This window comes from Acinetobacter sp. AR_0276 (assembly GCF_003000705.1).
In the GTDB taxonomy this organism is placed as follows: domain Bacteria; phylum Pseudomonadota; class Gammaproteobacteria; order Pseudomonadales; family Moraxellaceae; genus Acinetobacter; species Acinetobacter nosocomialis.
Genome location: NZ_PSQO01000004.1, coordinates 2,452,104 through 2,468,038 on the forward strand (window position 1 = coordinate 2,452,104; position 15,935 = coordinate 2,468,038).

13 protein-coding genes are annotated in these 15,935 nt (G+C 38.8%); 8 read left to right on the forward strand and 5 right to left on the reverse strand.

Going from position 1 to position 15,935, the window contains the following annotated elements:
• Positions 1-64: 64 nt before the first annotated feature.
• On the reverse strand, positions 65-1,441 hold the full coding sequence (locus CSB87_RS12540) for a heavy metal sensor histidine kinase (protein WP_000149047.1): 1,377 nt from the start codon (positions 1,439-1,441) through the stop codon (positions 65-67).
• The gene (locus CSB87_RS12545; RefSeq protein ID WP_001221580.1) at positions 1,431-2,114 is read right to left on the reverse strand and encodes a heavy metal response regulator transcription factor; all 684 of its coding nucleotides are present in this window, start codon (positions 2,112-2,114) and stop codon (positions 1,431-1,433) included. The genes CSB87_RS12540 and CSB87_RS12545 overlap by 11 nt, the downstream gene beginning before the upstream one ends.
• 149 nt (positions 2,115-2,263) lie before the next feature.
• On the opposite strand from CSB87_RS12545, the gene CSB87_RS12550 reads away from it, so the two are divergent.
• The 8 genes from CSB87_RS12550 to CSB87_RS12585 all read left to right on the forward strand — a co-directional run bounded on the left by CSB87_RS12550 (position 2,264) and on the right by CSB87_RS12585 (position 12,428).
• On the forward strand, positions 2,264-2,581 hold the full coding sequence (locus CSB87_RS12550) for a hypothetical protein (RefSeq protein ID WP_000853611.1): 318 nt from the start codon (positions 2,264-2,266) through the stop codon (positions 2,579-2,581).
• A gap of 82 nt (positions 2,582-2,663) precedes the next feature.
• A complete protein-coding gene (locus tag CSB87_RS12555; RefSeq protein WP_004883224.1) occupies positions 2,664-4,571 on the forward strand; it encodes a copper resistance system multicopper oxidase in 1,908 nt (635 codons plus the stop codon).
• Positions 4,558-5,487, forward strand: a complete 930-nt coding sequence (locus CSB87_RS12560; protein ID WP_001260878.1) for a copper resistance protein B — start codon at positions 4,558-4,560, stop codon at positions 5,485-5,487. The genes CSB87_RS12555 and CSB87_RS12560 overlap by 14 nt, the downstream gene beginning before the upstream one ends.
• A gap of 112 nt (positions 5,488-5,599) precedes the next feature.
• The gene (locus CSB87_RS12565; protein ID WP_004883218.1) at positions 5,600-5,992 is read left to right on the forward strand and encodes a hypothetical protein; all 393 of its coding nucleotides are present in this window, start codon (positions 5,600-5,602) and stop codon (positions 5,990-5,992) included.
• An 81-nt stretch (positions 5,993-6,073) separates the two neighbouring features.
• On the forward strand, positions 6,074-7,381 hold the full coding sequence (locus tag CSB87_RS12570) for a TolC family protein (protein ID WP_000348404.1): 1,308 nt from the start codon (positions 6,074-6,076) through the stop codon (positions 7,379-7,381).
• Entirely contained in the window at positions 7,381-8,871 is a 1,491-nt protein-coding gene (locus tag CSB87_RS12575) for an efflux RND transporter periplasmic adaptor subunit (protein WP_004883216.1), read from the forward strand. Before CSB87_RS12570 ends, CSB87_RS12575 begins: the two co-directional genes overlap by 1 nt.
• Positions 8,872-8,885: 14 nt before the next feature.
• Positions 8,886-12,032 (forward strand): efflux RND transporter permease subunit, encoded by a 3,147-nt coding sequence (locus CSB87_RS12580; protein WP_004883215.1) that lies wholly within the window; start codon positions 8,886-8,888, stop codon positions 12,030-12,032.
• A 33-nt stretch (positions 12,033-12,065) separates the two neighbouring features.
• Entirely contained in the window at positions 12,066-12,428 is a 363-nt protein-coding gene (locus tag CSB87_RS12585; RefSeq protein ID WP_000911303.1) for a copper-binding protein, read from the forward strand.
• A gap of 71 nt (positions 12,429-12,499) precedes the next feature.
• On the opposite strand, the gene feoB is transcribed toward CSB87_RS12585, so the two are convergent.
• The 3 genes from feoB to CSB87_RS12600 are packed head-to-tail and all read right to left on the reverse strand — an operon-like array spanning position 12,500 to position 15,898.
• On the reverse strand, positions 12,500-14,329 hold the full coding sequence (feoB, locus tag CSB87_RS12590; protein ID WP_002061944.1) for a ferrous iron transporter B: 1,830 nt from the start codon (positions 14,327-14,329) through the stop codon (positions 12,500-12,502).
• Positions 14,319-14,579 (reverse strand): FeoA family protein, encoded by a 261-nt coding sequence (locus CSB87_RS12595; protein ID WP_001048218.1) that lies wholly within the window; start codon positions 14,577-14,579, stop codon positions 14,319-14,321. The genes feoB and CSB87_RS12595 overlap by 11 nt, the downstream gene beginning before the upstream one ends.
• Positions 14,580-14,590: 11 nt before the next feature.
• Positions 14,591-15,898, reverse strand: coding sequence for a cation transporter (locus CSB87_RS12600; RefSeq protein WP_009501710.1), 1,308 nt, complete (start codon positions 15,896-15,898; stop codon positions 14,591-14,593).
• Between the last annotated feature and the right edge of the window lie 37 nt (positions 15,899-15,935).

Below are 15,935 nucleotides of genomic sequence, written 5' to 3' on the forward strand. Positions count from 1 at the left end.
CTGACTACTCATAATTTTTTAGATATTGGAAATGAGTAGTCAGTTATATGTTGTTTACAAATATTTAATTTTTAAAAGTTATTTTAAAAACTATACGGCTGTTGCTATAGTCAGCTTGAATCATCGCGCCATGTACATCAAGAATTGACTTGGTAATGGCTAAACCTAAACCTGTGCCTTCCTCAACTCTTTGTCTGGATGCATCCGTGCGGTAAAAACGATCAAATAATCGATTCAGCTGCTCAGGTGTTATTGGAGAGCTTTCATTTTCGATTGTAAATATAGTGGTATCAATATTTTGTTGGCAGTTAATCTTAATTACTGAATCAGGTTTACCATATTTGATCGCATTTGATAGTAAATTACTCAGAGCACGACGTAACATTGACGGATCGCCTTTTACGTATCCTTGTCCACTCTGTTCTAGAAACATTCCCTTTTCAGCAGCGATAGCATCATAGAAGTCAAATAAAGCAGAAATTTCTTGTACCAGGTTGACCTGTTGCAGGTTTGGTAAGTGTAGGCCATGTTCTGCTTTTGCAAGAAATAACATATCTGAAACCATTCGGGCCAAACGTTCAAATTCTTCCAGATTAGAAAAGAGGACTTCTTGATAAGTATTAATATCCCGACTACGAGACAAACACACTTGAGTTTGAGTCATTAAATTATTAATTGGTGTTCTAATTTCATGGGCCAGATCAGATGAGAAATCTGAGAGTTTTTCTACAGCAGTTTCTAGCCGATCTAACATATCGTTAAAGGCTATGGCTAATGATTTTAGTTCAGTGGGGGTATTATCGACTGCTAATCGTTCAGATAGATGCTGAGCTGAAATGCCTTCTGCAACTTTTGCCATTTTTTGAACTGGACGTAAGCCCCTCCATGCAGCAAACCAACCTAGAAACATTAAACAAATTGTGCCCACAACTCCGATATATAACAATTGTCGTCTAAAGTCGTTTAAAAAATGTTGATGTTCAGATGTATCGATTCCAACAATAATCTGAGCAGTTGGAATGCTCATATTTTTATCAAATGACTTTTTATAAACTAAGCCGCGGTATGTTTTACTTTGGATTTTCCATTCTATCCAAGGAGTATGTTTAGATTTTACTAATGTCTGGGGCTTTATAACGGCGGGTGCTGAACTAAAAATGATTTGACCAGTTGGACGTTCAATCTGGACAATTAGGTCATGATGACCAACTAAAGCATCTTTTAAATATATCTTTAGTTCTTCGGTATTTTTCGGATTCTGTTCCAGTAAATTTTCTAAAAGCTGAATTTTCCCTTCTAGCTGAGTGCGGTCCTGAGTTTCAAAATGATGCATAACAAGCTGATGAATGACCAGCCCCATAATCATTAAGATAATAATGGTAGATAATGAGAAGATGAGTGCAATACGGAAACTGATCGCATTAAACAGTTTATGAGTCATCTTCTACCTCTAAGACATACCCCATTCCGCGGATGTTTTGAATCAACTTAGGACTAAAATTACTATCTATTTTATTTCTTAGACGTTTAATAGCGACTTCTACAACGTTTGTATCACTATCAAAATTCATATCCCATATTTGAGAAGCAATGAGAGCACGAGGCAGAATCTCTCCACGTCTACGCATGAATAATTCCATCAATGCGAACTCTTTAGCTGTAAGGTCAATTCTTTGTCCAGCACGTGTGACGCGGCGTTTACGAAGATCAAGTTCAAGATCAGCAATAGTAATAATATTGCTATCTTCCTTTTGTTGACCGCGACGAAGTAAAGTTTTAATTCGGGCAAGAAGTTCTGCAAAAGCAAAAGGCTTAACGAGATAATCATCAGCTCCTAGTTCCAGGCCTTTAACTCTATCTTCAATTTGATCACGTGCTGAGAGAAAAAGGATAGGCATAGTTTTGCCACTTTTGCGAATATCATTAATGATATTCCAACCATCTAACTTCGGTAACATTACATCTAGTATAATTAGATCATATTCTTCAGAAAGAGCTTGATGTTTACCTGATAAGCCATCTGTAACCCAGTCTGTAATATATCCTGCCTCAGAAAGACCTTGCTTTAGATAATCACCAGTTTTTTGTTCATCTTCAACTAGTAAGATTCTCATTTATTAAGCCCCGTATCGCATATTAAGACCATAATAACGTTATAAATACAGGATGCGATGTAGATTACAAAAATGTCATTTTCAAGTCACATAGATGTCCGGTTCCAACCTATAAGTTAGTTATATAAAATTTATTTTTGGAGCAATCAATGAAAACTCTATTCCGTCGTAGCTTTACTGCTTTTATGTGTGTTGGGACTTTAATTGCTGGAACCCAATCTTGGGCTGCGGATGCTCAACAGAAAAATACTGTAAGTACAGAAGTTAAAGTAAATTCAAAAGCACAAGAGAAATGCAAAAAGCCTTGTGATATGAAAGATGGCAAGGAAAATCAACAAAACCATAGTCAGCATGATCACAGCCAAATGTCTGATATGTCCCAAATGGATCATTCTAAAATGATGAACATGGATCATTCTCAAATGAGTGAGATGGACCATTCTAAAATGAATATGCCAAATAAATAATTAATACGCGAAATAAGATATTGAGGGAAAGTATTTTATCCACCTGCTTAGCCCTCAATTAACTATAGATAGGTGAAAATAAATGTCTAGAAAATTAAGTCATGTCCTTTTAATAGGAGTCGGATTGTTTTCGTCGACTTGGGTTATGGCAGCGGTTAAAGAATATGATTTAACAATTGCTGAACAGACGGTGAATATTACAGGAAAGCCTCTAAAACGAATTACTGTAAATGGTAAGTTTGTTGCACCTCTTCTTGAGTTTGAGGAAGGTGATGATGCCGTTATTCGCGTACACAACAAGTTGAAAAACCAAGATTCATCTATTCATTGGCATGGTTTAATTTTACCTGGCATTATGGATGGAGTACCTGGGTTCAACAAGTTTGATGGTATTGCACCAAATAAAACCTATGAATATAAATTCAAGGTTCGTCAGAATGGAACCTATTGGTATCACTCGCATAGTAAAGGCCAAGAGCAAGATGGCTTGTATGGTCCTCTAGTTATTTATCCCAAAAATAAAGTTCCTTTAACGGCTGGAGAAAAAGCTGATAGAGATTACGTAGTCTTACTCTCTGATTTTCACAATTCTACTAGTGGTCAGATTATGAGTAATCTCAAGAAAGAAGCTGATTATTACCAGAATCGAAGAGAAACGGTTTTTGATGTTTTCAAGCAGATTAAAAGAGATGGTTTAAAAGCAACATGGAAAGATCGTTCCATGTGGAATCAGATGCGAATGCTTAAGACAGATATGTCTGATGTAACAAACTATACGTTTTTAATGAATGGTAAGACTCCAGAACAAAATTGGACTGGAAATTTTAAAGCTGGAGAAAAAGTACGTCTTCGTTTTATCAATGCTTCGGCAATGTCTTTGTTCGATGTAAGAATTCCTAATCTGAAAATGACAGTAGTCAGCGCGGATGGACAACCAGTAAAACCCGTGCCAGTGGATGAGTTCCGGATAGGAACCGCTGAGACTTATGATGTTATTGTAGAACCGAAACAAGCAAGTTATCAGATTGAAGCTGAATCTATTGATCGAAGTGGTTTTTCTATCGGTACATTACATGATGAAAATACTTCACCTGTAAAAAATATAATGATGCCGACACCTCGTCCCCGTGCTTTACTGACGATGGAAGATATGGGAATGAACCATGACATGTCTTCGATGGAAGGTATGGATCACGACATGTCTTCGATGAAAGGTATGAATCACGACATGTCTTCGATGAAAGGCATGGATCACGACATGTCTTCGATGAAAGGCATGGATCACGACATGTCTTCGATGGAAGGTATGGATCATGACATGTCTTCGATGAAAGGTATGGATCACGACATGTCTTCAATGAAAGGTATGAGTCATGACATGACTTCGATGAAAGGCATGGATCACGACATGTCTTCAAAAACAATGAGCTCTTCTGGATCAGATGAGGTGGTTTACGGATGGGCGAATGCCTCAACCCCAGCTGGACTAAAAGCACTTCAATATAGTGATCTACAATCTTTAACCCCTCAAAAAGATACTCGTGCTCCAGAACGTGAAATTGAAATCCGTTTAGGGGGAAATATGGAGCGCTATATTTGGACAATTAATGGTAAGAAGTTTAATGAAACTGAACCATTTAAAGTGAAATATGGTGAGCGTATACGCTTGAAATTTGTTAACGACAGTATGATGGCTCATCCAATGCATTTACACGGCATGTTTATGCAACTGGAAAATGGCCAAGATCCAAGTAATATGCCGAATAAACATACAGTAATTGTTCCACCAGGTAAAACAGTTACAACTTTATTAACTGCTGATGAGTTAGGTGAATGGGCCATCCATTGTCATTTGCTCTATCACATGTCTGCTGGAATGATGAATAAACTTATTGTGGCAAATGTCGATAGTAATAGTACATCTTCGAAAGATGTTGTTACTCAACCTAATACTAATGATAAGGGGGTAAATCAACATGCGCACCACTAAAAAAATATATTCTAAGACACTTTTATCTATAGCTTTAATTGGATTATCAGGTCTAGCTTTTGCAAATAATACTGATGTTCAACGTACGGATAATAGTATTAAATCCTCTCAGTCCGAGAGTATGAAAATGCTGTTAAAAGAGCCTGGTGGGCTAGGTTATGTTGACCGTAATACTTATCAAAATTCAACTTCTGGTAATGATGGAGATAACAATGCAGGTCTTGAAGTTGAAACATCTAATAGCCGAAATCATGATAAGCATCTGAAAGAACATGGTGGACAAGTTTTTCAAACGACTAAATTTGAGAATGAGTGGACTGTGGATGAAGATGGCAAAGGTACTTTAGGATCGAAAATTGAAACATTGATAGGCACAGATGAAAATCGCCTATTTATTGAAGCAAATTTGGATAAAGTAGAAAGTCATGATCCAAAATATGATGTGTCTGCACTTTATAGCCGTAATGTAGCACCCTTCTGGGATGTACAGGCGGGGGTGAGATATAGTGAAGATAAAAATAACAGCAATAGTGATCGGGTTGATGGTGTTATTGGCGTATTGGGATTGGCTCCCTATTTCTTTGAAACCCAAGCTTATTTGTACGGTGGTGAGAATAATTTCTGGGGAGCAAGCTTGGAAGTCGAGCGTGATTTCTTGTTAACACAGAAATTGATCACACAACCTTATCTCGAAGTAGATACTGTGTTTAGCGATAATTCTAACTATGCTGCAAAATCAGGTTTATCTGAATTAAAGACAGGTATTAAAACCAGATATGAAGTTACTAAGAGAATCCGACCTTTTGTAGATATTGCTTATCAATATGAAAAAGGACAAAAAGCTACCACTATGCAAGAAGCTACTGAGTCTGAAAAAGGTTGGAAATATGGTGCAGGTATCGAATTAGTTTTTTAAGGTAATATGACTTAGTATCATGAATGATAGCCGAAGCTATCATTCATGAACTTGTTGCTATTTATTTTCGAATCTGTAAAACTAAAAAAGCTTAAATTTTGGTCTTATCTTTATGCAGTGGTTAAAGACATGCTTATCGCTGTTTTTATCGTTTGCTATCCTATTAGTAGGATCGGCTGCTGCTGCTTCGTCTGTACATAAGCGATGTTTAATGCCATCTGAACAGATATCCATGCAAATGGAAATGTCTTCAAATCAGGGCATGATGCATACTGACTGTATGAAAACCGAGGTGAAGATAAAAAAAGATGTACATGATCCATCATGTATGTCTGAGCAAGATTGTATTATGTCTTTTGCCAAGATTGCTTATGCCAACATTGCTCAAGATATTTCGCACTCAATTGTGTTCTCTCCAATAGAACGATCTATTTTTTATTCTCCAGATCAAGACCTTCCTTCTCCATACCCTTCTGGTTTATGGAAACCCCCACGCTCTAACTAATCTGATGATTTTTTTATCATTCATAGAGTTTTCTATGGATGTTCTGCACGCGCGCGTGTACATCTTTTTAGAGCTAGAAATATGGACTTTTATAAAGAAAAACTGTCTCGAAAATGGGGGGGATTGTCAATTGCTGTGGCTTGCTTCTCTTTGACCTATGGTCATGCTTATGCCCAGCCACTGACCTTGGATACAGCTTTGAATCTCGCTGAGCAATATGCACCTACCCTAAGAGCAAATAGCGCCCAGATTGAAGGGGCCGAGAATGTAGTTTCAGCTTCAGGTATTTTACCCAACCCTAAATTATTTGTAGGTTTAGATAATTACCCTGTATCCGGCGATGCCGCATGGTCAGTCACACGCGAAGGTATGACTATGCAAAAAATTGGCGTGATGCAAGATTTTCCAAATCGTGCCAAAAGACAAGCTGAGGTCGATTTAGCAAAAGCTGAACTAGGTTCGGCCAATGCTCAAACTGAGATTCTGCGTATTGAGTTACGTCAGAAAGTCGCATCTGCTTGGCTTAAGCGCTTTTATCTTGAACGTAAATTAGCACTATACGATGAACTGTTTTCAGAGAATCGATTACTTTCTCAAATTACTCAAACACAGGTCATCTCTGGTCGTACAATCATTGCCGATGCACTTGATCCAAGACAAGAAGCCACGGTATTGCTTGACCAGAAGGATGATTTACTTCGTGATTTAAATAAAGCCAAGTTGGAGTTGCATCGGTTAGTCAGTGCAGAACCTACTGAAAATCTCTCTCAAATTGAAACCTTACCTGACCAAGCACCATCTATCTACCTTGATAGATCAAAGCTATATCATCATTTGCATCAACATCCTGAATTAAAAGCATTTCAGGCAGAAAAGCAAACTGCTGAAGCAAAACTGAAGCAAGCTCAGGCTTTACAGAAACCAGATTGGGGTATTGAACTTGCTTATCAGCATCGAGCACCCGAATTTGGCGATATGATCGGGGTGCAACTAACAACAGAGCTTCCTGTGTTTTCAAAAAGACGTAGTAGTCCACTCATTCGGGCAGCTTTAGCCGAACAAAACAGGATTACTGCCGATCAAGAAGTCCAATACCGTGACCATCTCACTATGCTAGATGATGGGTTATCCGATCTTGATGCACTTGATCAGCAAATTAGACGTGCGATGCAAACAAGTATTCCACTCGCTAAACAAAAAGTGGGTTTACAGTTGGCAAGCTATCAAGCAGGTAAAAGTAATTTATCTAATGTTATTGCTGCTCGACAAGCTCTTTTAGAACAGCGTTTGCGTCTCATTGATCTCCAACAGCAACAGGCTGTGACTAAAGCCCAACTTTATTATGCCTTTGAAGAACCGACCTTAAACCATGTTGAGGGGCAGCCATAATGTTAAGAAATAAATTAGCACTTACTGTCATGGGCGTTGCGGTAATTAGTCTGGCTGCGGGTGGTGGCGCTGGATACTGGATTGCACATCAGAAATACAATTCTCAATCAGGTCCGCAACAGGCTGCCAAAGTGTTGTATTGGTACGACCCAATGAAACCTGAACAGCATTTTGATAAACCGGGGAAATCGCCATTTATGGACATGCAACTGGTTCCTAAATATGCAGATGAAAATACTATGATGACTGAAGACAGTTATCCTGCGGTTAAGATTGATCCATCCCTCCAACAAAATTTAGCAATCCGTTATGCTTCAGTCGAACAAGCTGTGATGGGAAATGCTTTGTTAACCAATGGTATATTGCAGACCAATGAACGACAGGTAGCTATTTTACAAACAAGGGCAAGTGGTTTCGTCCAACGAGTGTACGGACATGCCGTTGGGGATATGGTGACGCAAGGCAGTCCCATAGCTGATATTTCAATACCCGAATGGACAGGAGAACAAACTGAATTTCTAGCTGTACTTCGAACTGGAGATCGTTCTCTTATTCAGGCAAGCCGACAACGTTTACAGCTTTTAGGAATCCCACAAAATGTGATTAATCAAGTCGAGCGGACACATCTAGTGCAATCCAATATGACTTTAAGTGCACCTGTGAGTGGATTTATTGATTCGTTAGAAGTCCGCAATGGAATGGCTTTAGCTATGGGGCAAACGCTTGTCACCATCAAGGGGATAAGCCCAATCTGGTTAGAAGCATCTGTTCCAGAAGCACAAATTGCCGGGATAAAACGGGGAATGAAAGTTGAAGCTACTTTTGTTGCATACCCTCAAATAGTGTCCGGTAAAGTTATTGATATTTTACCAACTTTGGATAGCACGAGTAGAACCATAAAAGTTCGTATTGAGTTGCCCAATAGAGAGGGAATGCTCAAGCCGGGAATGTTTGCTTCTGTTAAATTCTCCAACAACCCACAAAGCAATTTAGTTATACCAGAGCAAGCTGTTATACGTACAGGTACTCGGAACGTTGTCATTGTGGGACATGAGCAAGGGCGTTTTGAACCTGTTGTAGTACAGTTAGGTCAAAGTGATGGCAATAAAATTGCAATTCTACAAGGGTTGAAAGCTGGTCAGAAGGTAGTAATTTCAGGGCAATTCCTGATTGATTCTGAAGCAAATTTACAAGGTGTATTGGATAAGCTGAACACTGGACAATCGATGACTTCATCCCAAGTGGTTAAGACATCAATATATCAAGGCATTGGTAAAGTTGAAAAAGTCACAGCTCAAGACATTACCATTTCACATCAGGCGATTCCTGAGTTGGGTTGGGGGGCTATGACTATGAGCTTTAAACAACCAGTGCAACCATTTACCCAAATTCAGCAAGGCGATCAGGTCCGTTTTAGATTTACACATGCTAGAGATACTTACGTTATTTCTGACATTTCCAAGATGTCTATGACATCTATGAAGAACTAAACGGGAGGACGATTATGATTGCCCGTGTTATTCGTTTTTCAATTGCGAATCGTGTATTTGTCCTGTTAGCCGCTTTAATTCTGGCTGCTTGGGGAACTTGGGCCGTAAAGAATACTCCGGTCGATGCATTACCAGATTTGTCTGATGTACAAGTAATTATTCGAACTAATTTTTCTGGTCAGGCACCACAAATTGTTGAAAATCAGGTGACCTACCCTTTAACAACAACCATGTTATCGGTACCGGGTGTTAAAACTGTTCGCGGTTATTCTTTTTTTGGTGACTCATTTGTTTATGTCATCTTTGATGAACATACTGACCTTTACTGGGCCCGTTCTCGTGTATTGGAGTATCTAAATCAAATTCAAGGGAAAATGCCTGCAAATGCGAAATCTTCATTGGGACCAGATGCCACTGGCGTTGGTTGGGTTTATGAATATGCATTAGTAGACCCAACAGGACAGCATGATCTTTCGGAGCTGAGAAGCATACAAGACTGGTTTTTAAAGTATGAACTGAAGACATTACCTAACGTGGCTGAAGTTGCCACAATTGGGGGAATGGTTAAGCAATATCAGGTTGTCTTAGACCCAAGCAAGATGGCTACTTTAGGTGTCACACAAAACAATGTCATTGAGGCGATTCAAAAAGCTAATCAGGAAACTGGTGGTTCAGTTCTGGAAATGGCTGAAACGGAATATATGGTGCGGGCTTCTGGTTATTTAAAAACTTTAGATGATTTTCGCCAAATTCCTTTACGAACAAATAGTTTCGGTGTTCCTGTTTCTTTAGGTGATGTTGCAACTATTCAACTTGGTCCAGAAATGCGTCGTGGCATCAGTGAATTGAATGGGCAAGGTGAAACGGTTGGGGGTGTCGTGATTTTACGAGCAGGTAAAAATGCACGTGAAACGATTACTGCTGTGAAAGCGAAGCTAGCTGAATTACAACAAAGTCTACCGAAAGGTGTACAAGTTGTTCCTGTATATGATCGCAGTCAATTGATTGATAGAGCAGTAGAAAATCTCAGCCATAAATTAATTGAAGAGTTCATTGTGGTGGCTTTAGTCTGTGGACTCTTCCTCTGGCATTTACGTTCAGCAATGGTGGCTATTGTTTCTTTGCCGCTTGGGATTTTATCTGCTTTCTTGGTGATGCATTATCAAGGGCTAAATGCCAATATCATGTCGTTGGGTGGTATTGCTATCGCGATTGGCGCTATGGTCGATGCCGCAATTGTAATGGTTGAAAATGCACATAAGCATATCGAAACTTGGCAACACGAACATCCTGAGCAAGTCTTGGAAGCACAAGTCCGTTGGAACATCATTACACGTTCTGCCAGTGAGGTCGGGCCAACTTTATTTTTCTGTCTACTCATCATTACCTTATCCTTCATTCCTATTTTTACTTTACAGGCACAAGAAGGTCGCTTGTTCTCACCACTGGCATTTACTAAAACCTATGCAATGGCAGCAGCAGCAGGTTTATCCATTACCTTGATTCCCGTTTTAATGGGTTATTGGATTCGAGGGAAATTACCTTCTGAACAGCGTAATCCACTGAACCGTTTTCTGATCAAAATATACAGCCCTATGTTGGATAAGGTTTTAGCTCATCCAAAGACAATTTTACTTGGTGCATTGCTAATTTTCCTTATTAGTCTTTTCCCTTTAACACGGTTAGGTGGGGAGTTTCTACCCAATATGGATGAAGGTGATTTACTGTATATGCCTTCAGCTTTACCGGGATTGTCCGCAGCAAAAGCTTCTGAGCTACTCCAACAGACTGATCGAATGATTAAAACCGTTCCTGAAGTTGCAACAGTATTCGGTAAAGCTGGTCGCGCTGAGTCAGCCACAGATTCTGCACCATTAGAAATGTTTGAAACCACGATTCAGTTCAAACCACGGTCTGAATGGCGTTCAGGTATGACACCTGACAAATTGATAAAAGAACTAGATAAGGCAGTCCAAGTACCGGGTTTAACAAACATTTGGGTGCCACCTATCCGTAACCGGATTGATATGTTGGCAACTGGGGTGAAAAGTCCAATCGGGATTAAGGTTTCAGCAAATGATCTGCAAGATATTGATCGGGTAGCACAGCAAATTGAACAAGTGGCTAAACAGATGCCCGGTGTTAGTTCAGCTTTAGCTGAACGGCTCACAGGTGGTCGATATGTTGATGTTGATATTAACCGTATGCAGGCTGCGCGATATGGTCTCAATATTAAAGATGTACAGCAAATCGTCTCATCAGCGATTGGCGGGGAAAATATTGGTGAAACTGTTGAAGGCTTGGCACGGTATCCCATTAATGTACGTTACCCACGAGAGATTCGAGATTCACTGGAAGCCTTAAGAAATTTACCGATTCTAACTGAATCTGGTCAACAAATAGTCTTGAGTAGTGTTGCGAATATTCAAATTACAGATGGGCCGCCAATGCTTAAAAGTGAGAATGCCCGTCCAAGTGGTTGGGTCTATGTCGATGTACAAGGACGTGACTTAGCTTCGGTTGTACAAGATTTGAAGCAGGCCATAGACCAAAAAGTAAAACGTTCTTCTGCCATGAGCATTAGCTATTCAGGACAGTTTGAGTTCATGGAGCGTGCGAATGCTCGCTTAAAAGTTGTTATTCCAATTACTTTGATGATCATTTTTCTATTGCTCTATTTGATTTTTAGGCAAGTACAAGATGCTGTTCTGATTATGGCAACACTACCTTTTGCCTTGATTGGTGGTATTTGGGCTATGTACTTGAGTGATTATCACTTTTCGGTTGCGATTGCTGTTGGTTTTATTGCACTTGCTGGTGTTGCCGCAGAGTTTGGTGTAGTCATGTTGTTCTATTTAAAGCAAGCAATTGAGCATGCACAGCAAAGCCTATCTTCTTCAACGGCATCCTTAACAGAGCAACAACTCAATGAGGCAATTCATACAGGGGCCGTGCTACGTGTTCGCCCTAAAGCAATGACAGTCGCTGTCATTTTGGCGGGGTTAATCCCTATTCTGTTGGGGACTGAAACAGGTTCTGAATTAATGAGTCGTATTGCTTTACCTATGGTTGGGGGCATGATTTCAGCCCCTCTCTTATCTATGTTTGTTATCCCTGCGGCATATCAGCTTTTAATCAAAAGAAAACTATCAAAGAATTGATAGTTTTATTATTTCGTCAAAAGAGGTTTTATTATGTTGAAATTTATGAAAATTGTGGCTCTTGTTGCAACTGTTGCTGCGTTAAGTGCATGTAGCAAAAATGAGGCATCAGAGCAAAAGAAATCGGAAGCACCGATGGAGCAGATGAGTAAAGAGTCATCTACAGTTGCAACAGCTCAAGCTGTTGGTGTGATTACTGCTATTGATACGAAAGAAAATATTCTAACACTCGACCATGAAGCAATTCCTGCAATTAAATGGCCTGCAATGACCATGGGCTTTAAAGTTGCAGATCCAGCATTATTGAATGGTTTAACTGTAGGGGAAAAGGTTGACTTCGAATTAAAAATAGAGGGTGAGAGTCAGATTATTGTTGCTGTGAAAAAAAGCTCATAATCAGTTTGATACTTAAAAGAAAAATGGATGCGAAGGCATCCATTTTTCTTTATGAAATATTCTTATTTTGATTAAAGTCTACTAATAAGCTGATATGTAATGAAGGCAAAGAAATACGCAAGCCCAAATAAGTAAGTCGCCATAATAACAGGCTGTTTCCAGCTACCAGTTTCACGACGAATGGTCGCTAATGTTGCAAGACAATGTGGTGCGAAAATGTACCAAACTAATAATGACATCCCTGTAGCTAGCCCCCAACCATCAGGACCAGAGATTTGACTCAACAATGTTTGAGTTACAGTATCTTCATCTCCAGACATAGCATAAATTACACCTAAAGCAGCAATGACAACTTCCCTTGCAGCCATAGCAGGAATTAATGCGATACAGATTTCCCAAGTAAAGCCAATAGGTGCAAATATAGGCTGAATAATGTGTCCAAGTTGTCCAGCTAAACTATAGTTGATAGCAGGCATCGTGGCATGCTCAGGTGGTTGAGGGAACGTAACCAACACCCAAAGCAATATAGATAATGCTACGATAATACCACCAACTCTTTTTAGAAAGATCGTAGCTCGATCATAAAGTCCTAATGCAACGTTTCGAATATCTGGCAATCGATAAGTAGGCAACTCAAAGATAAAAATACTTTCTGTTTTATCTTTTCTAACTAGTTTCAAAAATAAAGAAACACCTAATGCTGAAACAATTCCAGCCATATATAGTCCAAAAAGAACTAAACCTTGTAGGCTCAACCAACCATAAACTAATTTGTTTGGAATGAATGCCGCAATTAGCAAAGCATAAACAGGTAATCTTGCAGAACAAGTCATTAATGGCGCAATCATAATGGTTGCTAAACGATCTCTTTCCGAACTAATGCTTCGTGTTGCCATGACACCAGGAATAGCACAGGCAAAACTAGATAATAGTGGAATAAAGGAACGTCCACTTAAACCAGCTTTGGACATTAATTTATCCAAAAGGAATGCTGCTCGTGGCAAATAACCTGATTCTTCTAAAATTAAAATAAAGAAGAATAAGATAAGGATCTGCGGCATATAAGCCAAAACACTACCCGATCCAGCGATTACCCCATCAACAATAAGACTTCTAAGTAATGGATGAGTAATAAGCGGGCCAATTGTATCTCCTAACCAAGCAATTGCATTTTCAATTAATGAGATAAAAGGTTGTGCCCAGATAAAAACGGCTTGGAACATGACAAACATGGTAAGCGTTAGGATGGCTAAACCAAGTACAGGATGTAAGAAAATTTTATCCAAGAAAGCTGTTCTTGCATCACCGTTATCATTTTTTAAAATTACCTGTTTAGTAATATTTTTAATCTGATCAAAATGATTCAGATCAGAATGATAAGGAGTGACAAATAGATTTTTTTGATCTAATTGATTTAGTAGTTCTTGCACGCCTTTAGTTTTAACGGCAACAGCCTCAATAACAGGGATACCCAACAATTCTGATAGCTTATTAATATCTATCGAAATACCACGCTTTTTGACCTCATCCATCATATTTAAAACAAGAAGCATTGGTCGATTCAATGCCCTTATTTCAAGCACAAGACTTAAATGTAAATGTAAATTAGTGGCATCAACCACACATACATATATATCAGGTAGAACCTCACCCTCAAGCTCACCTAAGCATACAGCCCTTGTTACCTCTTCATCTAGACTCGTAGGCTTTAAGCTGTATGTGCCGGGCAAATCTAAAACTCGAACTGATTCACCAGAAGGTAGTTTAAAGAAACCTTCTTTCCGCTCAACAGTAACACCAGCATAATTAGCTACTTTTTGACGAGTACCTGTTAAAGTATTAAAGAGAGATGTTTTCCCACAATTTGGGTTACCAATAAGTGCAATATTTTTACTGTTCATTTGAAACAATCTCTACAAAAATTCGTTCAGCTTCATTCTTTCTTAACGCAAATCGAGAAGTTTCAATTTGAACCAATACTGGATCACCACCGAAAAGTCCCTTAGCTAGAACTTGTAAAGTTTCACCAATTCTGAAACCTAACAATTCAAGTCGTTCGAGAACTGGATCATTTTTATCTAAATATTGGTTACCTTTTTTTAGGTCAACAATTTTGACAAATTCGTTTGGTTTAACTTGGAATAAATTCATTTTTAATACTCTTATTTCAATGCCAAAATTTTTCGAGCACCGTTAAGTACGAAAAGTGAAACAATTATTCCTATAACAAGATCTGGATATGCGGAACCTGTCAAAGCAACTAGTATCCCTGCACAAATCACACCAAAATTGACTATGATATCATTGGATAAAAAGACCCAACTAGCCTTCATGTGTGCACCATCATTTTTTTGATGAGACATTAGGTATATACAATAAAAATTGGCAATTAGCGCTAAAGCAGCAATTCCAATCATCAAGAAAGACTCTGGCTCACTACCATAAATGAACCGACGCACAACATCTACAATTACAGAAGTAGCGAGAATTAACTGTAACCAGCCTGAAAGATGCGCTGCTTTTAATTGTTTTTTTACACTTTTACCAACAACAAACAGTGCTATACCAAACACTGTGGCATCAGCAAGCATATCCAATGAGTCAGCAATCAAGCCTGTAGAGGCAGCTACCAAACCACTGATAAATTCTATAAAGAATAATAGGAGATTAATCGCTAAAAGAATTTTTAAAACTTTTGCTTGTTCAGACGTATCTGCTTTTTCAGGCATTTCACCCACAGAGGCAGCGGTACTTTCAAGTTTGGCTCCAAAACCAAGTGCTTCAAGTTTGCTAGTAATTTCATTAAGACCATCATTATGAAAAACTTTTAATTTCCGATTAGGTAAATCAAATATTAGTCCTTTGACCTCACTCACTGGAGACAATGCCATACGAACCATTTGCTCCTCAGCAGAGCAATCCATTTTCGGAATCAGAAACGTACTGATTTCTTTTGCATGCTCTTTATTTACATAGGCTTCAGTTTTATTTAATTTAGCGCCAAACCCAAGAGCTTCAAGTTTTGCAGTGATTTCATTACTTTCACCATTATGCATAACTTTTAGGTTTCGATTCGGCAAATCAAAAACTAGCCTCTTAACATTTACCAAAGAAGATAAAGTCATCCGAACCATTTGTTCCTCTGCGGAACAATCCATTTTAGGGATTTTATAGTCACTGATGAAAGTCGCTACATCCTCATTATCACTAACTGTCTCAGGTGAACTTATCGAATCTGGGGTGCAACATGAGTTTGACTGCGTAGAACATGGCTGAGTACTAGCACAAGGATCTTTTTCATCTGGCTTAGATTGTTGTGGTACTTCATTACCACAACAAAAACTTTTACTTTCTTCAGCAGTTAAATCTTTACTGTTACCAGAATTTGTTTCTGATTCATTTTGATTTTGCTTAGTGTCTTCACAAGAACTTTCTTTATTACAACCGCAACCACTCATTGATGTGCCCATAGTCATATCTTTACTTATTGCATATTAAAATCTCTAT